We start from the raw sequence: 24215 nt of genomic DNA on the forward strand, positions 1-24215 counted from the left end.
GTGTGCCCCTTCCCGCAGTTTCTGACGGTCCGTTAGATTTTTGGGCAGCGCAGGCGTGAACACAAGACCCGTCGACGAAGCAAAGACGCACCGCATCAGGTCACGATCGGAGAGGAATTCCATGCCACTGCCGGACGAGTTCCATGAGCTGGCCAAGCGAGTGAACAACTGGGGGCGTTGGGGGGTGGACGACGAGATCGGAACCCTCAATCTCATCACCGATGCCGTGGTGCGCGCAGCGGCCGCGACGGTCACCAGTGGACGTCGCGTTCCGCTCGCGCTGCCCCTGCAGCAGGACGGCGTTCAGACGGGGGTGATCCCCGGTCGCGTCAATCCGCTGCACACGATGGTCGCGATCAACGTGGAGTTCTTCGGCCCCGGGACCGTGGCCACCAGCGACGACACCGTGACCATGGGCCTTCAAGCGGGCACGCACTGGGACGGCCTGTCCCACGTCTCGCACGGCGGGCGGCTCTACAACGGGCGGCCGGCGGAGTCGATCACCGCACACGGGCGCTCGGCCTTCAACGGGGTCGACAAGGCCGGGCACATCGTCTCGCGCGGAGTGCTGCTCGACGTCGCGCGCGCCAGGGGTGTCGACCGGCTCGAGAGTGCACACGCCGTCACTCCCGAGGATCTGGAGGCGGCCGAGGAACTGGCCGGAGTCAGGGTGGGGCCCGGCGATATCGCGTTGGTGCGGACTGGCCAGATCCAGCGCTATCTGACAGGCGACAAACAGGCGTACGCCTACCCTTCGCCCGGCCTTTCGATCCGTACACCCGAGTGGTTCCACGCCCGCGACGTCGCCGCCGTCGCCAACGACACCCTCACGTTCGAGATCTTCCCGCCCGAGATAGAAGACCTGTGGCTTCCCGTCCACGCACTCGACCTGGTCGAGATGGGCATGCCGCAGGGGCAGAACTGGAATCTGGAGGAGCTTGCGGAGGTCTGTGCCGAGGAACGGCGCTACGCCTTCCTGCTGGCGGCCATGCCCGAACCCTTCGTCGGAGGAGTCGGAGCGCCCGTGGCGCCGGTCGCGATTTTCTGACGAGCAGACTGCACGTCACCGTCCGCCCGCGCCTTGGGGCTTGACCCCGCGCGGTTCGGGCGGGCGGCGGCGTACAGATGCGCACCCCGAGCACGGCACCGTACGCCGCCACCCAGCTCCGGCGCCTGAGCCCTGTTGTCGCGCCGGACGCGACCCGCACTCGCCAAGGCAGCCCTGGTCACCTGGGCCTCTCGACGTCCCCTCGCAACGAATCGCTGCACCCAAGGGTGATCACGTGAACACTTCACGTCAACACCCGGTCTGGACTTTGTCGACTAAGCCCGATTTGTCGCGGCGTGTTGTGGCTCAAAAGCGCCACTCCAGATCGGTCCACCGCGGTCGACCTCGCACCAGATGCGCTTCCCGGCACCCTCGCGGTGCCAGCCCCAGCGGTCGGCGAGGCCGTCCACCAGCTCCAGCCCCCTGCCTCCGGTGTCATCACCCTCGGCGCACCGCCGCCTCGGCGGCCGGGCGCTGATGTCGGTCACTTCGACGCGGACGGTGTCGACACGTCCGCCGACCGCACCCGCGGCGGCGGCGCCGGCCGCGCCGGGGAAGAGCATCCGCAGCACGGCGGGGCATCCCGTGTGGACGACCGCATTGGTGACCAACTCGGAGATCAGCAGGATCAGCGTCTCCGCCACGGGCTCATCGGCCCCTATGCCGGATCCGGCAAGCCGCGACCGCGCCCACCTGCGGGCCCGCCCCACCTCCGCGGGGTCGGCCCGGACCTCCATCTGCATCTGAAGCACCTGCACCGCTCACACCATCCGAACCGGCGGACACAACGCCTCGCGTCTCAGGGGGGTCACGGAACGTGATCCCGCTGCGAGACAGCATGGTTGACGTACAGTTACCCCAACAAGCGCTTCAGGCATATTCCGGCGCAAAGGAGTATGCGTGCTGCATACTGTGCGACGCGCGCTGCTGGGACTCGAACAACGAGTTCTTTCGAACCTCGTAGCGACGTGAACGAGGGGCATTTCCGCCCGCGACTCAGCCGCTCCGGCATCACCGGTTTTGCTGCGGCCCTGAACTACTCGCATCCCACGGAGAGTACCCGAAACCCGGCCCGACTCCGCACTGTGACGAGTAACGCGAAGAACACAAGTCGATATCGACGCAGCGTGATCACTTATCCGCCGCAAGGCGCATAATTCACCCACACCGATTACGTAGCGCCATTCGGGTGATTCGCGATTTCCGTCGAGCAATTTTCCGAACCGTCGAGAAGCGCGGCGGCCAGCGCCTCTTCCCCGTCCGCCGGCGTCTGCCAGTGTTCAAGCCTCAGCCAGGCCCGCTTGAGATGCAGGTGGACTTCCGCTTCCCAGGTGAAACCCGTGCCGCCATGCAGTTGCAAACAGTCACGGGCATTACGGACAGCAGCCTCGTCGGAGAGCACTTTGGCCGCCCACGTGTCACTGACCGTAATTGCCGGCGACGCGGCGTACACGCTACTGCGTGCGAGTTCCGTACGGACGAGCATGCGGGCGCAGAGGTGTTGCACGGCTTGGAAAGCCCCTATCGGGCGACCGAACTGGCTGCGGTTCTTTACGTGGCGGACCGCCATTTCCAGAGTCCGGAGGGCGCTGCCGAGTTGTTCGGCGGCGGTCAGCAGGGCCGCCTCCCGACGCAGGCGGGCAGCATCACCTGCGTCGCTCAGCGGCGTCGCCCCCGGCAGCGGGGACAGACGCTCGATGTGATGGAGGGGGGTGGCGGGGTCGACCGACCGGACGGGCCGGGCCGCGAGCACTTTCAGCGCTTCTTCTCCGCCCGTCCGCAGGATCCGGGGTGCCGGGCCGTCGAGGAGCAGAACGGCGTCGGCCGCGGCAAGGTGGCCGACCATGCCGGGCCGGTCCAGGGCCGTCACCACGGCCGTGCCCTCGGCGGCGCCGGGCACCACCCCCGCGGCAAGGTGCGTGGCGACGAGCGGGCCGGCCAGCAGGGCGCGCCCGGCCTCCTCGAAGAGGAGCACCGCCTCCGGCAGGCCGAGGCCCGCACCGCCGTCCTTCTCGGGCAGTCTCAGGGAGAAGAAGCCGGCCTTACCCAGCTCGTGCCACAGAGCCCGGTCGAAGCCCTGGTCCTGCTCCCCCGCATCCACCACTTGCCGGAGCTTCTCCCGCGGAAAGTGCGCCGCCAGGAGTTCCCGCATCGCCGTCTGCACGGCGCGTTGATCGTCGCTCAGCCGGAAATCCATGACCGCTCTCACCGTCCTCTGGGCAGGCCGAGGATGCGCTCGGCAATGATGTTCTGCTGGATCTGGGAGGTACCGGCGGCGATGGTGTAGGCGAGAGAGGACAGGCGCTCGGCGGTCCACAGCCGGCCGGCGTCCAGGGAGTGCGGGCCCAGGATCTCGGCCGCCGCGTCGTACAGCTCCTGGCGGGCCTGGGAATAGCGGAGTTTGAAGACCGACCCGCCGATGCCGGGGAGGCCGCTGCCGCCGGCGATGAGCGATGCCTGGGCCTCGCTCGTATTCCACTGCACCAGGCGCCACAGGGCCGTGAAGACGGCGTTGAGTCTGCCCAGTCGGCGTCGCAGGACGGCGTCGTCCCACCGGCCGTTCTCCCGGGCCGTCCGGGCCAGCTGGACCAGGGTGCGGCGGCAGGCGACGATCTCGCCGGCGAAGGCGGTGCCACGCTCGAAGGCGAGGGTGACCATGGTGACGCGCCAGCCGTCGTTCTCGGCACCGACCCGGTGTCCGGCCGGTATCCGCACGTCGTCCAGGAACAGTTCGGCGAATTCGGTGGAGCCGGCGAGGGTCCGGAGGGGGCGGACCGTCACCCCGGGGGCGTCCATCGGCATCGCGATCCAGGAGATCCCCCGGTGCCCGGAGCCGGCGGGGCCGGTGCGGGCGAGCAGCTCGCACCAGTCGGCGACCTCGGCGTGCGAGGTCCAGATCTTGGTGCCGGTGACGACGTAGTCGTCGCCGTCCCGGACCGCGCGGGTGCGCAGGGAGGCGAGGTCCGAGCCGGCCTCCGGTTCGGAGAACCCCTGACACCACACTTCCTCGCCCCGCAGGATCGGTGGCAGCCAGCGGGCACGCTGGGCGGCTGTTCCCTCCGCCGCGATCGTCGGTCCGGCGTGCAGCAGACCCACGAAGTTGGCGCCCACGTACGGCGCTCCGGCCAGCTCCGTCTCCTCCAGGAAGATCAGGTGCTGGGCAGGGGTGGCGCCCCGGCCCCCGGCGTCGACGGGCCAGTGCAGGCCCGCGTATCCGGCGTCGTACAGCGCCCGCTGCCAGTCACAGTCATAGGCGCGACGGGCGGGCCAGTCAGCCGGTGCCGGCTTGGGGGGCAGATGCGGCAGGGTGGCGGCCAGCCAGGCCCGCAGCCCTTGCCGGAACTCTTCCTCCTCTGCGGTGGGTTGGAGGTCCATGGCGGTCAGGCCGCGGGGGTGTCGAGGTCCAGGCCGAGCATCCGGATGGCATTGCCCCGCATGAGCTTGTGGACGGTCTCGTCGTCGAGGCCCTTCACATGGTCGAGGGCCACCCGTTTGGTGTGGGGGAAGGTGGAGTCCACGTGCGGGTAGTCGGTCTCGAAGGTGGCGTTGTCGCGGCCCACCGCATCGAGTGAGGCGATTCCGTGTTTGTCGCGGAAGAAGCAGCAGAAGATCTGCCGGTAGTAGTACGTGGAGGGCGGCTCGGGGATCACATCGCGCACCCCGCCCCAGGCACGGTGTTCCCGCCACACGTCGTCAGCGCGTTCCAGCACGTAGGGGATCCATCCCATCTGACCCTCGCTGTAGGCGAGGGTGAGGCGGGGGAAGCGGACGAGCACGCCACTGAAGAGGAAGTCCGACATCGAGGCCATGGCGTTGTTGAACGACAAGGTCGCCTGTACGGCCGTCGGCGCGTCGGGGGAGGTTGCGGGCATCTGCGAGGAGGAGCCGATGTGCATGTTGACGACGGTCCCCGTCTCCTGGCAGAGGGCGAAGAGCGGGTCCCAGTAGCCGGTGTGGATGCTGGGCAGGCCCAGGTGGGTGGGCAGCTCGCTGAAGGTGAGGGCGCGTACACCCCGGTCGGCGTTGCGCCGGACCTCGGCGACGGCGAGATCGATGTCCCAGAGAGGGATGATGCACAGCGGGATGAGCCGGCCGCCGCTGTCGCCGCACCACTCGTCGACCATCCAGTCGTTGTAGGCGCGTACGCACGCGAGGGCCACTTCCTTGTCGTGCGCCTCCGCGAAGGTCTGCCCGCAGAAGCGGGGGAAGGTCGGGAAGCACAAGGACGCCTCGACGTGGTTGAGGTCCATGTCCTTCAGCCGAGCCGCCGGGTCCCAGCAGCCGCGGCGCATCTCTTCCCGGGTGATGCCCTCCAGCGTCATGTCGTCCCGGTGGAAGCCGACCGCCGCGATGTTGCGCTTGTACGGGAACCGGAGGTCCTCGTAGATCCACCAGTCGGTGGGCCGCCCGTCGGGGTCCATGGTGATGCGGTACTTCCCGCCGGTGTACTCCAGCTCGCCGATGCCTGCGGTCATGGGGCGGGGGCCTCGGTCGCGGTACTTGGCCGGGAGCCACGTCTCGAAGAGGTGGGCGGGTTCGATCACATGGTCGTCGACACTGACGATGCGCGGCAGGTCCATGGCACTCCCTCGCTATTCTGACGGACCGTCAGTTCAGTTCAGGAGGCTAGCCGCCGACCCCTGGACCGACAAGCGCATACGCCCTACGCTCCGGCGCAATATGACGCTTCGTCAGACCCAAGGAGGCGACGGCCATGCGTCTGGCAGATGCCGACGGCGACCTGTCCGGCTCGCCCACGCTGTGGGAGCTTCTCGCGCGGCGGGCGGCCCTCACGCCCGGTGCCCCCGCTCTCATCCAGGCCGACGAGCCGGCGGCGCCGGGCGGCGACCGGCGGGTGACGTTCGGCGCACTGCGGGAGCGTGCCGAGCGCGTCGCCGCCGGGCTGTACGCACAGGGTGTGCGTCCCGGCAGCCGCGTGGCGTGGCAGCTGCCCACGCGCATCGAGACCGTCGTCCTGAGCCTGGCCCTGGCCCGTCTGGGTGCCGTCCAGACGCCCCTGATCCCCTCCTGTCGCGACCGCGAGGTCGGGCATGCCCTGCGGACGACCGGGGCACGCCACCTCGCCGTCCCGGGTACCTGGCGGGGGTTCGACCACACCGCGATGGCCCGGCGCATCGCGGGAACGCTGCCCCACCCGCCGCTGGTGTTCCCGGCGTACGACGCCCTTCCGGAGGCCGATCCCGCCGCGCTTCCGCCTGCGCCCACAAGCGGTACGGACGTCCGCTGGATCTACTGGACGTCCGGCACCACCTCCGACCCCAAGGGCGTCCTGCACATGGACCGCAGCCTCATCGCCTCGGGCACCCACCTCGCCGACGCGCTCGGCCTCACCCCGAACGATGTCGGTTCCATGGCCTTCCCCTTTGCGCACGTGGGCGGGCCCGACTACATGGTGATGGCATTGCTGCGCGGCTTCCCGGTGCTCCTCCTGGAGCACTTCGCCCTGCCGGACTCACTGGCCGCCTATCGCCGCCACGGCGTCACAGTGGCGGGCGGGTCGACGGTCTTCTACGCCATGTTCCTCGCCGAGCAGCGCAAGGCCCCCGGTCGCAGGATCCTCCCGGCCCTGCGCCTCATGGCGGGCGGCGGGGCGCCGAAGCCGCCCGAGCTGCACCACGCGGTCGTCCGGGAACTGGGCTGCCGCCTCACCCACGGCTACGGCATGACCGAGGCACCCATGATCACCATGGGGAGTCCGGATGACCCGGAGGAGAGACTGGCCGGCACGGAGGGCAGGCCGGCCACCGGGATGACGATCCGGATCACGAGCCCGGACGGCATGCCGGTCCCCATCGGTACGGACGGGGAGGTACGGCTGCGCGGCGAGGCCGTCTTCCGCGGCTATCTCGACCCGCGCCAGACCGCCGAGGCGTTCGACGCCGACGGTTTCCTGCGCACCGGCGATCTCGGTCACCTCACCGAGGACGGTTACCTCGTGCTCACCGGGCGCGCGAAGGACGTCATCGTCCGCAAGGGCGAGAACGTCTCCGCGCAGGAGATCGAACAGCTCCTCCACGGCCACCCCGGAGTCGAGGACGTGGCTGTCGTCGGGCTTCCCGACGCCGCACGCGGAGAGCGCGTCTGTGCGGTGGTCCAGCAGCCCGAAGGAGCCGCTCCCCTGACCCTCGCGGACGTGACCGCCCATCTGAGGGCCGCAGGTCTGGCGGTGCACAAGCTGCCCGAGCAGCTGGAAGTCGTCGACGCGCTGCCGCGCAACGACACCCTCCGCAAGGTGCTGAAGTACAAGCTGCGCGAGCGCTTCTCCAGCCCGCCCTCGTCCGATCGTCAGCCGTTCGCCCGGTAGGTGGCCATGGCCTGCTCGAAGAAGCCGTCGATCGAGCGCTGTTCATCCATCGGCCCGCGCACCTGGATGAGGTGGTAGCGGCCGCCGAGGAGCATGGCGGCGTTGCGGACGTAGACCTGCCGTCCGCTGCTGTCGTTCCAGTTGAACGTGCCCTCCGCCGTCGCCGTGCCGCCCACGTCGCTGCGGCGCAGGCCGGAGGCGCCCGACCAGGAGGACGAGCGGTACGGGGCCAGCTCGGGCTCCTTGTCCTGCTGGTAGGCCATCGGGTCGTTGCCGAACTCCGACGCCTTGTCCCGGCCCGGCACCACGATCAGTTCGTAGTCGCCGCCGACGTAGACGACCTGGCCGCGGTCGTTCTCGCCACGGCGCTGCCAGTCCTTGGCGACGGCGATGGTGAAGCCCTGGGGGGCCTTGCGCGTGGTGAACCCCTTCGCGCCGCCGCGCTCCTCGGTCCGCTCGTTCTGCGCGCCGGTGGCGGAGGTCTGACCCACTCTGCCGTTGGAGCCGGGGTTGTTGGGGGCCGCACTCAGCGCGCCCGCCGAACCGGTGCGGTCCGCCGGGGCCTGGCCTGCGCTCTCCTCCGCACGCGGCATGAACAGCAGGGCGTACAGCACGGCCCCGATCAGGGCGAGCAGGATCAGGCCGAGGAGAAGGCGCCCCAGGCGCTGCGGGGCGGGAGCCGTACGGACCCGCTGTTCCTGCAGATGACCGGTGGAGTGGAAGCCGCTCCGCTCCTGGGGCCGGGCCGCCCTGCCGCTCTCCTTGACCGTCTTCTTGTGCCGCCCGTGCGCGGCGGCGGGCGCCGGACCGGCGGTGGAGGCGGCGGTACGGGCGCGCCGACGGCGGACCAGCTCGCCGCGGCGACGGACCACCGGCAGCCGGCGCGGGTCCGCGGGGGCAGGGGCGCCGATCGACGGCACGGTGACCGTACGGCTGCCGATGTCCGGCTCCGGCGCGGACCGGATGAGTGAGCGGAGCCAGCCCCGCAGCTCCTCGAACTCCGGTCGCTCGGTCGGGTCCTTCCGCATCAGCGACTCGACGACGGGCCGCAGCGCTCCGCACTCCTCGGCGTATGCGGGCGGTTCGGCGCAGACGACCTGGACGAGCTCGGTCGTGCTGTCCTCCGGGTAGGGCGCGTGTCCCTGGACGACGCGGAAGAGCAGCGCGCCGAGCGCCCACAGGTCGGCGGCGGGGCCGACGGGGGGTGCGAGCTGCCAGTTCTCCTGGATCGGCCAGGCTTGCTCGGGTGCCCAGCGCTCGGTGACGGCGCCGACGACCACCATGCGCGCCTGCCGGGCCCGTTCGGCGGCCACGGCGCTGCCGGGGCCACCGGGGTAGGCCCAGCCGTCCGCCCATGGAGCGGGGGCGGGGGCGGGCGCGGGGCCCTCGGCCGGACTGCGCTCCTCCGCCACGGGGGCCGGAGGGTGCGGCGCAAGGGGACCGGAAGCCTGCGCGGGGAGCGGAGCCGCCCCGGGCAGGGCAGCGTGCGGGGCAGGGGGCGTGTTCCGCGCGGACTTGGCTCCGGGGGCGGGGGCGGTCCCGCTGGCGGCGCTGCCGCCGCCCCAGGTGGATGCCCCGGTCGGCAGTCCGGGCTTGGCTTCGGCTGCGACCCGGGCCGCAGCAGCGCGGGCGGCGGCGTGGTAGGCGGCAATCGCCCCGGAGCGCACCGCTCGTACGTCGCGTGCGTTCTGCGCCTCACCCGGACGGCCTGTGCCGGCAGCATCGGGCCGCACGAAGCCGCCCGCAGCGCCCTGGTCCCGGTAGGCGCCGCCCGCCGTTCCCTGGTCGCGGTACCCACCGCCCGCGGTCCCACCGCCCGCGGCCCCGGCGCCGGGGCTCCCCGGGCCGGGCTGCCCCGCGCCGGCACCCGCGGGGCCCGGCGCGTACGGGCGGTCCGCCGCGCCGTGGGGGGCGGAGGGCGCCGGCACGGGGTCGTATCCGCAGAGGGCCTCTTCGGCCGCTCCGGCGGCGAGGCCGGTGAGGATGGCGCGGCCGTCGTCGCAGATGAGGACGGTACGGGCGGTGATGTTGCGGTGGGTCCAGCCCTGGGCGTGCAGGGCGCGCAGGGCGGTGAGGACGTCCGCGGCGACCTCCGCCGCGCGGTGCGGGGAGAGCGTGCGCTCGGCGAGCAGGGCGGCGAGCGGGCGGGCCGAGACGAGTTCGCTGACGATCCAGAGGCTGCCCGCCTCGGCGAAGACATGGAAGACCTGGTCGAGCCGCGGATGGTCGGGCACCTGCGCGGCGGCGGTCGCAGCCGCCAGCGCACGACGCACCGCCGGGTCGCTCGCGCCCTGGCCGCTGCGCCCCGCGCCACCGGGCCGGCCGCCGAAGCCGGCCCGTTCGCGGAGCCCGCTCCCGGCCCTCGCACCGGCCCCGGACGCCCCGCGCTGGCCGGGCACGGCCCCAAAAGCGGACGCCCTCCCTGCACCCGTTCCCGCACCCGCACCGGGCACCGCGCCGCCCGTTGCCGCGCCGGGGCCGGCGCCCGGCGTCCGGGTTCCGGGCATCGCTGCGGTCCCGGTCCCGGTCGCGCTGGCTCCAGGGGGGTCGTCGCCCAGGACCTCGGCGTCCACGACCTCCGGCAGGGGAATCTGGCGGACCAGGACCTCCTGCCCGCTGTAGGTGTCAAAGGCCCGCGTCTCGACGAGTTCGAAGGCGTCGGAGGGTGGCAACGGCAGGCGATAGCGGTCGGCGAGCACCCGGCCCGCGTACTCGTCCACGACGCCTCCCCAATCGTGCGATCCGCCCCAGCGTGCGATGCACCACCATTGCCCCGCACAACCGCCAAAGCCGGTCGTTCAGCCGCTTATTGCGGTTGCGTACGGTCCACGACGACTCACGATACGTGCCGAACCCGCCCCTTCGGGCCCGTACGGCTCAGTACGTCCCCCGGCACGCCGCCCGTTATGCGCCCGACGTGGCGCGCGGGTCTTCCGGCCCGCGCGCCACCTGCGTCAGTGCGCGCCCGGGAAGCCTGCCGGGGCGTCATAGAGCACCGCGGCGGGGGCGATCGACGCCTTCTTGTGCGCGGGGGACAAACCGCCCTTGCCGTTTTCGCTCTTGTCGTCGCCGCTCAGGCTGAAGGCCAGCACGGTGCCGATGACGGCCAGCACAACGACCACCGCCGCGATGAGCAGCACCCGGCGCGGCACGATGTCGGAAATCGACGCCCGGCCGTACGTGCCGGTGCGCGCGCCCGCGCGGCTGCGGGCGGCGACGCTGCCCACCCTCAGCTTCACCGGCTGCGCCGGACCGGCGGACTCGGCGGTCACCGACGAGCCGCCCGGGGTCGCGTCCCGCAGCGGGCGGAAGGCACCCGGCGTGCGCTGGGTGGCCGCGTTGCCCGCCGCATTGCGCCCGCCCGGGCGCGCGCCGGCGGCGGAGGCCGGGGCCGGGTTCGGACGGCCCGTGGCGGACGGTCCGGCCGAGGAGTGCGAGGAGTGTGCGCCGGAGGAGGACGACCGGCCGTCGTAGCCGTAGCCGCCCTTCCTGCCCCGGGACGACGAGGAGGCCGCCCTGTGGGGCGTCTCCGGTATGGGCGGCAGGGACAGGGCCTGGGTCGCGTCCAGGTCCGGGGTCGGCTCGGGCGCCCTGGGCAGGCGCTCGTCCGGGGCGTTGACGGCGTCGGTCAGCAGGGCCCGGGCGCCGGCCTCGTCCAGGCGCTTCTGCGGGTCCTTGGCGAGCAGCCCGTACATGACGCCCTCCAGGGGGCCCGCGTTCCTGGGCGGTCCCAGGGGCTCCGTCATCACGGCCGTCAGGGTCGCTATGGCCGACCCCTTGTCGTACGGAGGGGCGCCCTCCACGGCGGCGTAGAGCAGACCGCCCAGGGACCACAGGTCCGCCGGGGGGCCGGGCTTCTGGCCGCGGGCGCGCTCGGGGGATATGTACGAGGGCGCGCCGACGAGCATGCCGGTCGAGGTGACCGACGGGTCGCCCTCGACCTGGGCGATGCCGAAGTCGGTCAGGACGACACGGCCGTCATCGGCGATGAGCACGTTGGAGGGCTTCACGTCGCGGTGCAGGATGCCCTCGCGGTGCGCGGCGCGCAGCACGTCGAGGACGGCGAGGCCGACCTCGGCGGCTCTGCGCCACTTCAGCGGCCCGTCCTCCCGGATGACCTCGGCGAGGGAACGGCCCTCGATGAGCTCCATGACGATCCACGGCCGGTCGTCCTCGTGCACGACGTCGAAGACGGTGACCGCGCCCGCACTGCGGATGCGGGCAATGGCCTTCGCCTCACGCAGTGTCCGCGTGATGAGACGGCGCTTCTCGTCCTCGTCGATGTTGGCCGGGAATCGCAGCTCCTTCACCGCGACTGCCCGGCCCAGCGTCTCGTCCGTCGCCCGGTGGACCGTGCCCATGCCACCGCGCCCGAGGACGTCCCCGAGGCGGTATCGCCCGGCGAGGAGGCGCCCTGTCGTGCCCTGCGTCTGCTCCGCCTCCGACATGCGTCCCCTCTGGCAATCAGCTCTGCGACCAACCGACCCTGGCAGAGCGACCATTGTCTCTCATCCGCGGACCAGTGGAAGGCCAGGGTCCGGGAGGCCGTGGATGATGGGCGCATGCCGACGCGCACCGCCCGCCCGCGACTCACCGCGACCATGGCCGCGCTGACCTGCGCCGTAACGGTGTCGGCGATGACGGGATGCGGTGGCGACGTCGCCCGCTCCCCTCTACAGGACCTGGTTTCTGCGCGGACGGTTCCCGGCGCGGCCGAGCTGTCACAAGATGCTCAAGGTGCCCTCCGGTTCGCCACCGCGGGCGTGTCGGACGTACGGAGCGGACGTCCCATCGGCCTCACGGACCGCTTCCGCGCCGGGAGCATCACCAAGACGGTCATCGCCGTCGTCGTACTCCAGCTGGCGGCCGAGCACCGGCTGAAGGTGGACGATCCGGTCACCGGCCACCTCCCGCAACCCACCGCCGACGCGGTCCGGCGCGTCCGGTACGGGCGGGATGTCACGGTCCGCCAACTCCTCACCCACACCAGCGGGCTGTTCTCGTACACCGACGACCTCGCCCTCTTCCACGACGTCACCGACCACCGCCTCACCGCCCACTCGCCCGAGACATTGGTACGGACCGCCGTCGCACACGCCCCGTACGCGCCGCCCGGCGCCCGGTACCACTACTCCAACACCGACTACCTCCTCCTCGGTATGGTCATCCGTCAGGTCACCGGCCACTCCTACGCCACCGAGGCCCTACGCCGCGTCATCACCCCCCTGCGCCTCTCCGGTACCAGCTTCCCCGGCACCCGCACCACGCTCCCCGCCCCGCACGGCCGGGCCTACAGCGCGTCAGCAGGCGGCTCCCCGCGCGACGTCACCGAGCTCAACCCGTCCGTCGCAGGTGCCGCCGGAGAGATGGTCTCCACCCTCCCCGACCTCAACCGCCTCTTCGCCGCGCTCCTCGGCGGCGAGCTGCTGGCCGCGCCCGAGCTGCGCACCATGCTGGACACGAAGGCCACCGGCGGCCGCTACGGCATGGGCGTCTTCCCCGTGCGGCTGCCGTGCCGGCGCACGGTCTGGGGGCACAACGGCGAGATCAACGGCTCCTACGTCCAGACGCTGGGCACCGCCGACGGCCGGCACGTGGTCAGCTACCGCGTCAACAGCGACACCCGGCCGCCCACCGGGGCCGAGGCAGAGCTCCTCCGCGAGGACTTCTGCTCCCGGCCCGACCGGGACGGCTGAACGGCGAGGGCAGGACGGGCTGAACGGCGGGAGCAGGGTGACAGGGGCCTAGATGGGCTGGATCTCCGGCGCGCCCAGCCGGGCCGCGTCCGCTGTCAGGTCGTCGGGCTGCCGCTGGGACTCACGCTCGGCCTCCACGCGCTTCTCGTAGTGCTCGACCTCCTTGTCGACCTGGGCCCCGTCCCAGCCCAGCACCGGCGCGATCAGCTCGGCGGCCTCGCGGGCGCAGCGCGTGCCCCGGTCGAAGGTCTCGATCGAGATCCGGGTCCGCCGGGTGAGGACGTCGTCCAGATGGCGCGCCCCCTCGTGCGAGGCGGCGTAGACGACCTCGGCCCGCAGGTATTCGTCGGCGCCCGTCAGCGGTTCGCCCATCGCCGGGTCGGCGGTGACGTAGCCCAGCACCTCGTCGACGAGCGAGCCGTAGCGGTTGAGCAGGTGCTCGACGCGCGCCACGTGCAGTCCGGTGCGCCGGGCGATCTGGGCCCGGCCGTTCCACAGCGCCCGGTAGCCCTCGGCGCCCACCAGCGGCACGTCCTCCGTGACGCAGTCGGCCACCCGCTGGGTCAGGCCGTGCACCGCCTCGTCCACGGCGTCCTTCGCCATCACGCGGTACGTGGTGTACTTGCCGCCCGCCACGACCACCAGCCCCGGCACGGGGTGGGCCACGGTGTGCTCGCGGGAGAGCTTGCTGGTGGCGTCGGACTCGCCGGCCAGCAGCGGGCGCAGCCCGGCGTAGACGCCCTGGACGTCGTCGCGGGTGAGGGGCACGGCGAGCACCGAGTTCACGTGCTCCAGCAGGTAGTCGATGTCGGCGCTGGAAGCCGCCGGGTGGGCCTTGTCCAGGTCCCAGTCGGTGTCCGTCGTGCCGATGATCCAGTGCCGGCCCCAGGGGATGACGAAGAGGACGCTCTTCTCGGTGCGCAGGATCAGCCCGGTGGTGGAGTGGATGCGGTCCTTCGGCACGACCAGGTGGATGCCCTTGGAGGCCCGTACGTGGAACTGGCCGCGCTCGGCGATGAGCTGCTGGGTGTCGTCCGTCCACACGCCGGTGGCGTTGACGACCTGCCGGGCCCGGATCTCGAACTCGCCGCCCTGTTCCAGGTCGCGCACCCGGGCGCCGACAACGCGCTCGCCCTCGCGGAGGAAGCCGACGACGCGGGCGCGGTTGGCGGTGTCGGCGCCGTAGGCGGCCGCGGTGCGGACGAGGGTGGTGACGTAGCGGGCGTCGTCCATCTGGGCGTCGTAGTACTGCAGGGCGCCGATCAGTGCGTCCTTGCGCAGGCAGGGAGCGACCCGCAGGGCCTTTCTGCGGGTGAGGTGGCGGTGGGTGGGCAGGCCGCGGCCGTGCCCGGAGGAGAGGGACATGGCGTCGTAGAGGGCCACGCCCGAGCCGGCGTAGAAGCGCTCCCATCCCCGGTGCTGCAGTGGGTAGAGGAAGGGCACCGGCTTGACCAGGTGCGGGGCGAGGCGCTGCAGCAGCAGTCCGCGCTCCTTGAGGGCTTCGCGCACGAGGGCGAAGTCGAGCATCTCCAGGTAGCGCAGTCCGCCGTGGATGAGCTTGCTGGACCTGCTGGAGGTGCCCGCCGCCCAGTCCCGGGCCTCCACGAGCCCGGTGGCCAGGCCGCGGGTGGCCGCGTCCAGCGCGGTGCCCGCGCCGACGACGCCGGCGCCGACCACCAGGATGTCCAGTTCCCGCTCCGCCATCCGGGCGAGCGCCGCTCCGCGCTCGGCCGGCCCGAGTGTCGCTGTCCTCACCGCTGCCTCCTGCCTGGCCGCTCTCGCCGCCGCTGCCGGTGACCTGCCGCTGCCGGTGCCGCCACGCCCTGCCGGGCCCGCGCCGCTGTCGCGACGCGCCCGCACGGCGCCCTGCTCCGCCCCGGGACCACGGCCGGCGCCACGGCCCCGTCGCGCCGGGGCCGCGCCCGTTCTCCTTCGATGCTGCCCCAGATCGGCCGCTTCGGCCGCGCCGGAGTCCGGCAGGACGGCATCCGGGCAGCGTGTGGCGGGCGTGCCACGCCGCGGCAATACCGGATAACAGTCATATATCCGCCTAACCTGATGTAACGGCTGATCCCCGCCGGAAACCCGTCGGAAACCGCCGGAATCCCCTCCGGGAAGGACCGCATCCCGCCATGCCCGCAGATCTCGCCGTCATCGGCCTCGGCCACCTCGGACTCCCCCTCGCCCAGGCCGCCACGGCCGCGGGCATCCCCACCGTCGGCTACGACCCCGACGCCCACACCGTCGCCGAGCTGCGCGCCGGGCGCATGCCCTCCGAGGGCGCCGACGGCTGTCTCACCGTCGCCGGGATCCGCCGCATGCTCAACGCCGGCTTCCGCGCCACGACCGAGGACGTCGAGCTGGGCCGGGTCCGTACGGCCGTGATCTGCGCACCCACCCGCCTCGGCGAGGACCGGGCCCTGGACCTGAGCGCCATCACCGATGCCGCCCGCACCCTCGCGCCGCGGCTGCGCCCGCACACCACCGTGCTCCTGGAGTCCCCCGTCTACCCCGGCACCACGGAGGACGTCCTGCGCCCTCTCCTCGAAGCCGGTTCCGGCCTGCGGGCCGGCCAGGACTTCCACCTGGCGTACTCGCCCAGCCGCTTCGACCCCGGCAACCGCCACCACGCCTACGCCAACACCCCGAAGGTCATCGGCGGCCTCACCCCCGCCTGCACGGAGGCCGCCGCCGCCTTCTACGGGCGCGTCTGCGAGCGGGTCGTCCGCGCCCGGGGCCCCCGCGAGGCCGAGGCGGTCAAGGTCCTGGAGACCAACTACCGGCACGTCAACATCGCGCTCGCCAACGAGATGGCGGTCTTCTGCCACGACATCGGCGTCGACCTCTGGGACGTCGTGCGCTGCGCCGAGACCAAGCCCTTCGGCTTCCAGGCGTTCCGGCCGGGCCCCGGGGTGGGCGGCCACGGGGTGCCCATCGACCCCAATTACCTCTCCTACAAGGGCCGCAGCCTCGGCTACCCGCTGCGCATGGTGGAGCTCGCCCAGGAGGTCAACGGGCGGATGCCGCGCTACGTCATCCAGCGCTGCGCCACGCTGCTCAACGAGCACGGCAAGTCGGCGCGCGGCGCCCGCGTCCTGCTGCTCGGCGTCGGCTACAAGCCCGACGTCGGCGACCAGGAGGGCTCACCGGCCCGGGAGATCGCCTCCCGGCTGATGGAGATGGGTGCCCAGCTCAGCTACCACGACCCCTACGTCCCGCAGTGGCGCGTCCTCGGCCACCCCGTGCCGAGGGCCGACTGCCCCCACGAGGCGGCCGCCGCCGCGGACCTGACGGTCCTTCTCCAGCACCACCGCAAGTACGACCTGCAGGGTCTGTCGGTCAAGGCACAGCTGCTGCTCGACACCCGCGGCGCGAGCCCGGCGGGAGCGGCGCACCGCCTGTGAGGCACCGCTCCCCGCCCGGACGGCGCGCCGTTACAGCCGGCCGGTCGACAGCATCCGCGGCTGGGCGTCCAGCACGGTCCGCAGGGAGGCGAAGTTCTCCACGCAGCGCCCGGTGCCGACGGCCACGCAGTCCAGCGGGTCGTCCGCGATGATCACCGGGATGTCGAGCTCCTTGCTCAGGCGCACGTCCAGGCCGCGCAGCAGCGCGCCACCGCCGGTGAGCACGATGCCCCGGTCCATGATGTCGCCGGACAGCTCCGGCGGCGTCTCGTCCAGCGTCTGACGCACGGCCATGACGATCGCGTCCACCGGCTCGGACAGGGCGTGCCGGATCTCGTCGGCCGTCAGCTCCAGGGTCTTGGGCAGGCCGCTGACCTGGTCCCGGCCCCGGATGGTGCAGCGGTCGCCGGGCCGCAGGCCCTGGGTCTCCTCCGGGTCGCCCGCCTCGTCCTGGCCGCCGGCCGCCACGTGCCGGGCGAGCGCCGCGAGCCCGGACTCCGACAAGTAATTGGTGGGCGAAGCGGAGCCGATGCTCATCTTGAGGTCCTCGGCGGTGCGTTCGCCGATCGCCATGGCGTACTTCTTCTTGACGTACGAAATGATGGCCGCGTCCATCGCGTCGCCGGCCGTGCGCACCGAACGGGCGGTGACGATGCCGCCGAGCGAGATCACCGCGACCTCGGTGGTGCCACCGCCGATGTCGACGACCATGCAGCCGGTGGGCTCACTGACCGGGAGTCCCGCGCCGATCGCCGCCGCCATGGGCTCCTCGACCAGGTGCACCTGCCGGGCCCCGGCCTGCGAGGCGGCCTCGATGACGGCGCGGCGCTCGACGCCCGTGATGCCGGACGGCACACAGACCACGACGCGCGGCCGGGAGAAGAGGCGGTTGCCCATGACCTTCTTGATGAAGTGCCGCAGCATCCGCTCGGCTATCTCGAAGTCGGCGATGACGCCGTCGCGCAGCGGGCGGATGGCGACGATGCTCGACGGCGTACGGCCGATGGTCTCCTTCGCCTCGGAGCCGACCGACAGCACACTGCCGTCCTCGGCGTTGACGGCGACGACCGAGGGCTCGTTGAGCACCACTCCCTTCCCGCGTACGTACACCAGCGTGTTCGCGGTGCCGAGGTCGATACCCATGTCCCTGCCGCTGAACGACTTGCTTTGCGCCATAAGTCGCCAGTATTCCCTACGATCGAATGTTTATACGGCGCTAACGGGGCTCGCGGACAACGCGAAAGGCCCGGCCCGCCGAAGCGGACCGGGCCCAAAGGCCGACGCGGAGCCGACGCGGGGTCAGCGGTTGTCGTGCTGCGACGGCGCGACCGTCACCTCGACCCGCTGGAACTCCTTGAGCTCGCTGTAGCCCGTGGTGGCCATCGCCCGGCGCAGCGCGCCGAAGAAGTTCATCGACCCGTCCGGGGTGTGCGAGGGACCGGTGAGGATCTCCTCGGTGGAGCCGACCGTGCCGAGGTTCATGCGCTTGCCGCGCGGCACGTCCTCGTGGACGGCCTCCATGCCCCAGTGGAAGCCACGGCCCGGGGCATCGGTGGCGCGCGCGAGCGGGGAGCCCATCATCACGGCGTCCGCACCGCAGGCGATGGCCTTCGGCAGGTCGCCGGACCAGCCCACGCCGCCGTCGGCGATGACGTGCACGTAGCGGCCGCCGGACTCGTCCATGTAGTCGCGGCGGGCTGCGGCCACGTCGGCCACGGCGGTCGCCATCGGGACCTGGATGCCCAGGACGTTACGGGTGGTGTGGGCGGCGCCGCCGCCGAAGCCGACGAGAACGCCCGCCGCGCCCGTGCGCATCAGGTGCAGGGCGGCGGTGTAGGTGGCGCAGCCGCCGACGATGACGGGGACGTCGAGCTCGTAGATGAACTGCTTGAGGTTCAGCGGCTCGGCGGCGCCCGAGACGTGCTCGGCGGAGACGGTCGTGCCGCGGATCACGAAGATGTCCACGCCGGCGTCGACGACGGCCTTGGAGAACTGCGCGGTGCGCTGCGGGGAGAGCGCGGCGGCGGTCACGACACCGGAGTCGCGGACCTCCTTGATGCGCTGCCCGATCAGCTCTTCCTTGATCGGCGCGGCGTAGACCTCCTGGAGGCGCTTGGTCGCGGCCGTCTCGTCCAGCTCGGCGATCTCGGCCAGCAGCGACTCGGGGTCCTCGTAGCGGGTCCACAGACCCTCAAGGTTGAGCACGCCCAGGCCGCCCAGCTCACCGATCCGGATGGCGGTCTCGGGCGAGACGACCGAGTCCATCGGGGCGGCCAGGAACGGCAGCTCGAAGCGGTAGGCATCGATCTGCCAGGCGATCGAGACCTCCTTCGGGTCGCGGGTACGGCGACTCGGGACGACGGCGATGTCGTCGAACGCGTACGCCCGGCGGCCGCGCTTGCCGCGCCCGATCTCGATCTCAGTCACGTCTGTGGCCTTTCACTTTCCTTGGCGCTCCGTCTGCCGCATACCAGTATCCCCGACGCGGCGGAGCCCGCGGCCTTGTCGGTCGCGGGCTCCTGCGGGCGCTGTACGAAACTCCGAAACTACCCCGGCCCTACTACCGGCGGGAGTAGTTCGGCGCTTCCACGGTCATCTGGATGTCGTGCGGGTGGCTCTCCTTGAGGCCCGCGGACGTGATCCGCACGAAGCGGCCCTTGTCCTTGAGCTCCTGGATGTCCGCCGAGCCGACGTAGCCCATGGAGGCGCGCAGGCCGCCGATGAGCTGGTGGGCGACGGAGGCCAGCGGGCCGCGGTAGGGAACCTGGCCCTCGATGCCCTCGGGCACCAGCTTGTCCTCGGAGAGGACGTTGTCCTGGAAGTAACGGTCCTTGGAGAAGGACCGCGCCTGGCCGCGGGACTGCATGGCGCCCAGGGAGCCCATGCCGCGGTAGGACTTGAACTGCTTGCCGTTGATGAAGACCATCTCGCCCGGCGACTCCTCGCAGCCCGCGAGCAGCGAGCCGAGCATCACCGTGTCGGCACCGGCGGCGATCGCCTTGGCGATGTCGCCGGAGTACTGCAGGCCGCCGTCGCCGATGAGCGGCACACCGGCGGCGTGGCACGCCTGGGCGGCCTCGTAGATCGCGGTGACCTGCGGCACACCGATGCCGGCGACGACGCGGGTGGTGCAGATCGAGCCGGGGCCGACGCCGACCTTGACGCCGTCCACGCCGGCGTCGATCAGCGCCTGGGCGCCGTCACGGGTGGCGACGTTGCCGCCGACGACGTCGACGGTGATGTTGGACTTGATCTTGGCGATCATGTCGAGGATGCCGCGGCTGTGGCCGTGCGCGCTGTCGACGACCAGGAAGTCCGCGCCGGCCTCGACGAGCGCCTGGGCGCGCTCGAACGCCTCGGGACCCACGCCCACCGCGGCACCGACGACCAGGCGGCCCTCGGCGTCCTTGGCGGCGTTCGGGTACTTCTCGGCCTTGACGAAGTCCTTGACCGTGATGAGGCCCTTGAGCACACCGGCGTCATCGACCAGCGGCAGCTTCTCGATCTTGTGGCGGCGCAGCAGCTCCATGGCGTCCTCGCCGGAGATACCCACCTTGCCCGTCACCAGCGGCATCGGCGTCATGATCTCGCGGACGGCGCGGCTGCGGTCCACCTCGAAGGCCATGTCGCGGTTGGTGACGATGCCGAGCAGCTTGCCCGCCGGGTCGGTGACCGGCACGCCGCTGATGCGGAACTTCGCACAGAGGGCGTCCGCCTCGGCCAGCGTGGCGTCCGGGCGGACCGTGATCGGGTCGGAGACCATGCCGGACTCCGAGCGCTTGACCAGGTCGACCTGGTTGGCCTGGTCCTCGATGGACAGGTTGCGGTGCAGCACGCCCGCGCCGCCCTGGCGGGCCATGGCGATGGCCATGCGCGCCTCGGTCACCTTGTCCATGGCGGCGGACAGCAGCGGGATGTTGACCCGGACGTTGCGCGAGACCCGGGAGGAGGTGTCCACGGCGTTCGGCAGGACCTCGGAGGCGCCCGGCAGCAGCAGGACGTCGTCATATGTCAGACCGAGCATCGCGAATTTCCCGGGCATTCCGTCGACGTTGTCAGTCATGACACCTTCCCAAATGGTCTTGCCCCAGCGAGGACTCCCATGCTAACGGCCACCAATGGTGTCCCATTCCACGAGCACTGAGGTCCGCATCACTTGGAGATTCGTACAGGATTCGGTCGGTTGGCTGCCCCAGAGGATTGGATCACTGCTCCGCGAGCGCCCGGAGCCTGCTGAGCGCCCGGTGCTGGGCGACGCGCACGGCCCCCGGCGACATGCCGAGCATCTGCCCCGTCTCCTCGGCCGTCAGCCCCACGGCGACCCGCAGCAGGACGAGCTCGCGCTGGTTCTCCGGGAGGTTGGCGAGCAGCTTCTTGGCCCACTCGGCATCGCTGCTGAGCAGGGCACGCTCCTCCGGCCCGAGCGAGTCGTCCGGCTGCTCGGGCATCTCGTCGGAGGGCACGGCGGTGCTCCCCGGGTGACGCATGGCGGCCCGCTGCAGGTCGGCGACCTTGTGCGCGGCGATGGCCACGACGAACGCCTCGAAGGGCCGCCCGGTGTCGCGGTAGCGCGGCAGGGCGCACAGCACCGCCAGGCAGACCTCCTGGGCGAGGTCGTCGACGAAGTGGCGGGCGTCGCCGGGCAGCCGCGACAGGCGCGTACGGCAGTAGCGCAGCGCGAGCGGATGCACCAGGGCGAGCAGATCGTGGGTGGCCTGGCGGTCGCCCTCTACGGCGCGGGCGACGAGCGCGCCAATGGCTGTCGTGTCGTCGTCGCGCATCGGTCCATGGTGCCTTGACGCCGGATTGTCCGCGGCACCGCATCCGTAGTTGTGCACCGAAGCGTTATGAGCGGGTGCGCCGGCGGTCATGTCCCGCACCTTCCCATCACGCCTTCCCGAGCCGTCCCCGAGGAACTCCATACTCCAAGGATGCGGCAGCGCGCGGGAAACGTGCAGCGGGCCGGTGATCGGGGGCCGCCGGGCGGGCGGCCACGGCGGGCCGCCCCGCCCGCTCCCCGGCGGGCGGGGTACGTCACTCCCCCGCTTCGACGCACGAACACGACGCCCCAGAGCTGCCCGGAACCGGCCGTCGGCGGCCTAGCGGACCAGGCCCCAGCGGAAGCCCAGCGCCACGGCGTGCGCCCGGTCCGAGGCGCCCAGCTTCTTGAACAGACGACGCGCGTGGGTCTTGACGGTGTCCTCGGAGAGGAACAGCTCACGGCCGATCTCGGCGTTGGAGCGGCCGTGACTCATGCCCTCCAGCACCTGGATCTCACGCGCGGTGAGCGTGGGCGCCGCACCCATCTCGGCGGAGCGCAGCCGCCGCGGCGCCAGCCGCCAGGTCGGGTCGGCCAGCGCCTGGGTCACGGTGGCGCGGAGCTCGGCGCGCGAGGCGTCCTTGTGGAGATAGCCGCGCGCACCTGCGGCGACCGCGAGCGCGACCCCGTCCAGGTCCTCCGCGACCGTGAGCATGATGATGCGGGCGCCGGGGTCGGCCGAGAGCAGCCGGCGGACGGTCTCCACACCGCCGAGGCCGGGCATGCGTACGTCCATCAGAATGAGGTCCGAACGATCGGCGCCCCAGCGGCGGAGGACTTCCTCGCCGTTGGCCGCCGTCGTCACGCGCTCGACGCCGGGCACGGTCGCCACCGCGCGACGGAGCGCTTCTCGGGCAAGCGGGGAGTCGTCGCAGACGAGGACGGATGTCATGGCCGCCCTCCGCAGCTGATGCGCGTCACCTTGAGCCTCCAGAGGCTGGTATTGATCGTCACCTGTGCGATTGACGACGCCCGGGCACTGCCACCCGCCCGACTGCTTGATGCGTCAACCGCCTCCGCACTCTCAACGACGGTCACCCGAAAGAGTTACGGGCTCGGTCGGCCGTGTTCGGCACTCTACGTGAGGGCGCGGACACGGAGCAGGGCGCACAGGGGGCGCCCGTCCCACCAGGCAAGCTATGCCCCATTTGCCCAGTCGGACCCGTTTTTCTTCCCATTTGCTGCTGTCTGTGGCTAGATTCGCAATGAGTCATATTTTCATCTGCTCACACAGCAGACGCATGACAGAGGTATGGACGGGTACTGCAACGGATCACTTCGACAGATCGTCCCGAGGGGATAAGCAATGGCAGATTTCTCCCGCCTCCCCGGTCCCAACGCCGACCTGTGGGACTGGCAGCTGCTGGCGGCGTGCCGAGGGGTCGACAGCTCGCTCTTCTTCCACCCCGAGGGCGAACGGGGCGCCGCCCGCAGCGCCCGTGAGACCTCCGCGAAGGAGGTGTGCATGCGCTGCCCGGTACGCGCCGAGTGCGCGGCGCACGCGCTGGCGGTACGGGAGCCCTACGGCGTGTGGGGCGGCCTGACCGAGGACGAGCGCGAGGAGCTCATGGGGCGCGCGCGGCACCGTTCCATCACCGCGAGCGGCGCGGGCGCCGGTGCCATGACTGCCTGAGCGCCCGGGCGCACCCCATCGGCCACCCCGAGAAGAAACGTTTCAGCTGAGAGGTTTCCCGTCAGCTGAGAGGTTCCGGTTTCGGCCGACAGCCCTCGGCGGCCTTCCGGCGCCGGGGTGATGCGCGCGTGCCTCGGCGATGCGGCCGGCGCCGCTCCTCGGCGGGCGTGCTCAGCGGTGGGCGGCGGCCACCAGGCGGTCCAGCATCGCCGCGACCGCCGGCACCCGGGCCAGGTCCGGCAGCGTGAGGGCGACGATCTCGCGGTGGACGACCGGCTCGACGGGCACCGTGCGGGCCCCCTTCGGCCGGACCGACTCCAGCGCCAGCTCCGGCATGACGGCCACCCCGAGCCCGGCCCCGACCAGCCCGAAGACGGCCGGGTAGTCGTCGGTGGCGAAGTCGATGCGCGGCGTGAAGCCCGCGCTCTCGCAGACCTCCACCAGGTGCCGCCGGCAGCGCGGGCAGCCGGCGATCCAGGGCTCCTGCTCCAGCTCGCCGATCCCGATGCGCTCCGCGCCCGCCAGCCGGTGCCCCTCCGGCACCACGCCGATGAGGCGGTCCGTCAGCAGCGGCCGTACGACCAGGTCGTCCCACTCCGCGCCGGCGGCCGGATCGGCGCCGCGCACGTCGGGGTAGCGGAAGGCGAGCGCGATCTCGCAGTCGCCCTCGCGCAGCATCTCCACCGAGCGCGGCGGCTCCGCCTCGACGAGGGAGATCTGGGTGCCGGGGTGGGCGGCGCGCATCTCGGCGAGGGCGGTGGGCACCAGCGTCGAGCTGCCGCTGGGGAAGGACACCAGCCGCACGCGGCCCGCCCGCAGCCCGGCGATGGCCGCGATCTCCTCCTCGGCCGCGGTCAGGCCGGCCAGGATCCCGGCGGCGTGCCGGACGAGGGCCTCGCCCGCCTCGGTCAGGCGCATCTCGCGCCCCGTGCGGATCAGCAGGGGGGTGCCCGTGGACTGCTCCAGGGCCTTCATCTGCTGGCTGACGGCGGGCTGGGTGCAGCCCAGGTCGCGTGCCGCCGCGGAGAACGAACCGGTGGCGGCCACCGCGCGCAGCACCCTCAGGTGACGAGCCTCGATCATAGCTCCGAGCATAAGACAGACTTGGACTCGTCGAGAAATGTTCACTGGTCCCTTTGAGGCCATGGGGGGCGGCGTCAACGGCGTGCACGCCGGAGGGCGTTGGCCGCGGGGGCGCGGGGGTGCGGGCGCAGGAGGGCGGATGTGCCGCGCAGCGCCCCGCAGGGGCGAACGGAGGCCGGGGGAGGCAACCGGGGACGGGCGGCGAGC

17 protein-coding genes and 1 pseudogene are annotated in these 24215 nt (G+C 71.9%); 5 read left to right on the forward strand and 13 right to left on the reverse strand.

Annotation, left to right across the window (positions count from 1 at the left end; translation table 11 throughout):
* Window positions 1–121 precede the first annotated feature (121 nt).
* Window positions 122–1048 (forward strand): cyclase family protein, encoded by a 927-nt coding sequence (locus tag IE182_RS21445; protein ID WP_190111533.1) that lies wholly within the window; start codon window positions 122–124, stop codon window positions 1046–1048.
* Window positions 1049–1323: 275 nt separating this feature from the next.
* On the opposite strand, the gene IE182_RS21450 is transcribed toward IE182_RS21445, so the two are convergent.
* From IE182_RS21450 to IE182_RS21465, 4 genes are all read right to left on the reverse strand, one after another.
* Window positions 1324–1806, reverse strand: a complete 483-nt coding sequence (locus tag IE182_RS21450; protein ID WP_190111534.1) for an ATP-binding protein — start codon at window positions 1804–1806, stop codon at window positions 1324–1326.
* 413 nt (window positions 1807–2219) lie between these two features.
* Window positions 2220–3245: an acyl-CoA dehydrogenase family protein gene (locus tag IE182_RS21455; protein ID WP_190111535.1), complete on the reverse strand. Its 1026-nt coding sequence runs from the start codon at window positions 3243–3245 to the stop codon at window positions 2220–2222.
* Window positions 3246–3253: 8 nt separating this feature from the next.
* Window positions 3254–4423: an acyl-CoA dehydrogenase family protein gene (locus tag IE182_RS21460; RefSeq protein ID WP_190111536.1), complete on the reverse strand. Its 1170-nt coding sequence runs from the start codon at window positions 4421–4423 to the stop codon at window positions 3254–3256.
* 5 nt (window positions 4424–4428) lie between these two features.
* Window positions 4429–5628: an amidohydrolase family protein gene (locus IE182_RS21465; protein ID WP_190111537.1), complete on the reverse strand. Its 1200-nt coding sequence runs from the start codon at window positions 5626–5628 to the stop codon at window positions 4429–4431.
* A gap of 134 nt (window positions 5629–5762) precedes the next feature.
* Here IE182_RS21465 and IE182_RS21470 point away from each other — a divergent pair, with 134 nt between their 5' ends.
* Window positions 5763–7373, forward strand: a complete 1611-nt coding sequence (locus IE182_RS21470; RefSeq protein ID WP_190111538.1) for a class I adenylate-forming enzyme family protein — start codon at window positions 5763–5765, stop codon at window positions 7371–7373.
* Here the strand turns inward: IE182_RS21470 and IE182_RS21475 are convergent.
* Both IE182_RS21475 and IE182_RS21480 read right to left on the reverse strand, forming a co-directional pair.
* Complete coding sequence (locus IE182_RS21475) at window positions 7355–10093, reverse strand: serine/threonine kinase C-terminal domain-containing protein (RefSeq protein WP_229845002.1); 2739 nt, start codon at window positions 10091–10093, stop codon at window positions 7355–7357. The genes IE182_RS21470 and IE182_RS21475 overlap by 19 nt on opposite strands.
* Before the next feature lie 420 nt (window positions 10094–10513).
* Window positions 10514–11821 (reverse strand): annotated as a pseudogene (locus tag IE182_RS21480) (serine/threonine-protein kinase); the annotation flags it as partial.
* Between the two features lie 114 nt (window positions 11822–11935).
* Here IE182_RS21480 and IE182_RS21485 point away from each other — a divergent pair.
* On the forward strand, window positions 11936–13069 hold the full coding sequence (locus tag IE182_RS21485) for a serine hydrolase domain-containing protein (RefSeq protein ID WP_190111540.1): 1134 nt from the start codon (window positions 11936–11938) through the stop codon (window positions 13067–13069).
* Window positions 13070–13117: 48 nt separating this feature from the next.
* Here the strand turns inward: IE182_RS21485 and IE182_RS21490 are convergent, their stop codons facing one another.
* Complete coding sequence (locus tag IE182_RS21490; protein ID WP_190111541.1) at window positions 13118–14824, reverse strand: glycerol-3-phosphate dehydrogenase/oxidase; 1707 nt, start codon at window positions 14822–14824, stop codon at window positions 13118–13120.
* Between the two features lie 377 nt (window positions 14825–15201).
* On the opposite strand from IE182_RS21490, the gene IE182_RS21495 reads away from it, so the two are divergent.
* A complete protein-coding gene (locus tag IE182_RS21495) occupies window positions 15202–16473 on the forward strand; it encodes a nucleotide sugar dehydrogenase (RefSeq protein ID WP_190111542.1) in 1272 nt (423 codons plus the stop codon).
* Between the two features lie 30 nt (window positions 16474–16503).
* On the opposite strand, the gene IE182_RS21500 is transcribed toward IE182_RS21495, so the two are convergent.
* The 5 genes from IE182_RS21500 to IE182_RS21520 all read right to left on the reverse strand — a co-directional run bounded on the left by IE182_RS21500 (window position 16504) and on the right by IE182_RS21520 (window position 22184).
* Complete coding sequence (locus IE182_RS21500; protein ID WP_190111543.1) at window positions 16504–17649, reverse strand: rod shape-determining protein; 1146 nt, start codon at window positions 17647–17649, stop codon at window positions 16504–16506.
* Window positions 17650–17772: 123 nt separating this feature from the next.
* Window positions 17773–18900, reverse strand: a complete 1128-nt coding sequence (locus IE182_RS21505) for a GuaB3 family IMP dehydrogenase-related protein (protein ID WP_190111544.1) — start codon at window positions 18898–18900, stop codon at window positions 17773–17775.
* A gap of 133 nt (window positions 18901–19033) precedes the next feature.
* Entirely contained in the window at window positions 19034–20536 is a 1503-nt protein-coding gene (gene guaB / locus IE182_RS21510; protein WP_190111545.1) for an IMP dehydrogenase, read from the reverse strand.
* A gap of 142 nt (window positions 20537–20678) precedes the next feature.
* A complete protein-coding gene (locus IE182_RS21515; RefSeq protein WP_206279852.1) occupies window positions 20679–21254 on the reverse strand; it encodes a sigma-70 family RNA polymerase sigma factor in 576 nt (191 codons plus the stop codon).
* Between the two features lie 318 nt (window positions 21255–21572).
* On the reverse strand, window positions 21573–22184 hold the full coding sequence (locus tag IE182_RS21520; RefSeq protein WP_003948568.1) for a response regulator transcription factor: 612 nt from the start codon (window positions 22182–22184) through the stop codon (window positions 21573–21575).
* A 414-nt stretch (window positions 22185–22598) separates the two neighbouring features.
* Here IE182_RS21520 and IE182_RS21525 point away from each other — a divergent pair, with 414 nt between their 5' ends.
* A complete protein-coding gene (locus IE182_RS21525) occupies window positions 22599–22925 on the forward strand; it encodes a WhiB family transcriptional regulator (RefSeq protein ID WP_099199465.1) in 327 nt (108 codons plus the stop codon).
* A 171-nt stretch (window positions 22926–23096) separates the two neighbouring features.
* Here the strand turns inward: IE182_RS21525 and IE182_RS21530 are convergent, their stop codons facing one another.
* On the reverse strand, window positions 23097–24008 hold the full coding sequence (locus IE182_RS21530; protein ID WP_190111547.1) for a LysR family transcriptional regulator: 912 nt from the start codon (window positions 24006–24008) through the stop codon (window positions 23097–23099).
* Between the last annotated feature and the right edge of the window lie 207 nt (window positions 24009–24215).

This window comes from Streptomyces cinnamoneus (assembly GCF_014650495.1).
Lineage (GTDB): Bacteria > Actinomycetota > Actinomycetes > Streptomycetales > Streptomycetaceae > Streptomyces > Streptomyces cinnamoneus.

Coding starts and splice junctions, on each gene's coding strand:
- IE182_RS21520 (WP_003948568.1), bottom strand. CDS start 22,184: ATGACATCCGTCCTCGTCTGCGACGACTCCCCGCTTGCCCGAGAAGCG.
- IE182_RS21485 (WP_190111540.1), top strand. CDS start 11,936: ATGCCGACGCGCACCGCCCGCCCGCGACTCACCGCGACCATGGCCGCG.
- IE182_RS21470 (WP_190111538.1), top strand. CDS start 5,763: ATGCGTCTGGCAGATGCCGACGGCGACCTGTCCGGCTCGCCCACGCTG.
- IE182_RS21445 (WP_190111533.1), top strand. CDS start 122: ATGCCACTGCCGGACGAGTTCCATGAGCTGGCCAAGCGAGTGAACAAC.
- IE182_RS21495 (WP_190111542.1), top strand. CDS start 15,202: ATGCCCGCAGATCTCGCCGTCATCGGCCTCGGCCACCTCGGACTCCCC.
- IE182_RS21515 (WP_206279852.1), bottom strand. CDS start 21,254: ATGCGCGACGACGACACGACAGCCATTGGCGCGCTCGTCGCCCGCGCC.
- guaB (WP_190111545.1), bottom strand. CDS start 20,536: ATGACTGACAACGTCGACGGAATGCCCGGGAAATTCGCGATGCTCGGT.
- IE182_RS21525 (WP_099199465.1), top strand. CDS start 22,599: ATGGCAGATTTCTCCCGCCTCCCCGGTCCCAACGCCGACCTGTGGGAC.
- IE182_RS21500 (WP_190111543.1), bottom strand. CDS start 17,649: ATGGCGCAAAGCAAGTCGTTCAGCGGCAGGGACATGGGTATCGACCTC.
- IE182_RS21465 (WP_190111537.1), bottom strand. CDS start 5,628: ATGGACCTGCCGCGCATCGTCAGTGTCGACGACCATGTGATCGAACCC.
- IE182_RS21460 (WP_190111536.1), bottom strand. CDS start 4,423: ATGGACCTCCAACCCACCGCAGAGGAGGAAGAGTTCCGGCAAGGGCTG.
- IE182_RS21455 (WP_190111535.1), bottom strand. CDS start 3,245: ATGGATTTCCGGCTGAGCGACGATCAACGCGCCGTGCAGACGGCGATG.
- IE182_RS21530 (WP_190111547.1), bottom strand. CDS start 24,008: ATGATCGAGGCTCGTCACCTGAGGGTGCTGCGCGCGGTGGCCGCCACC.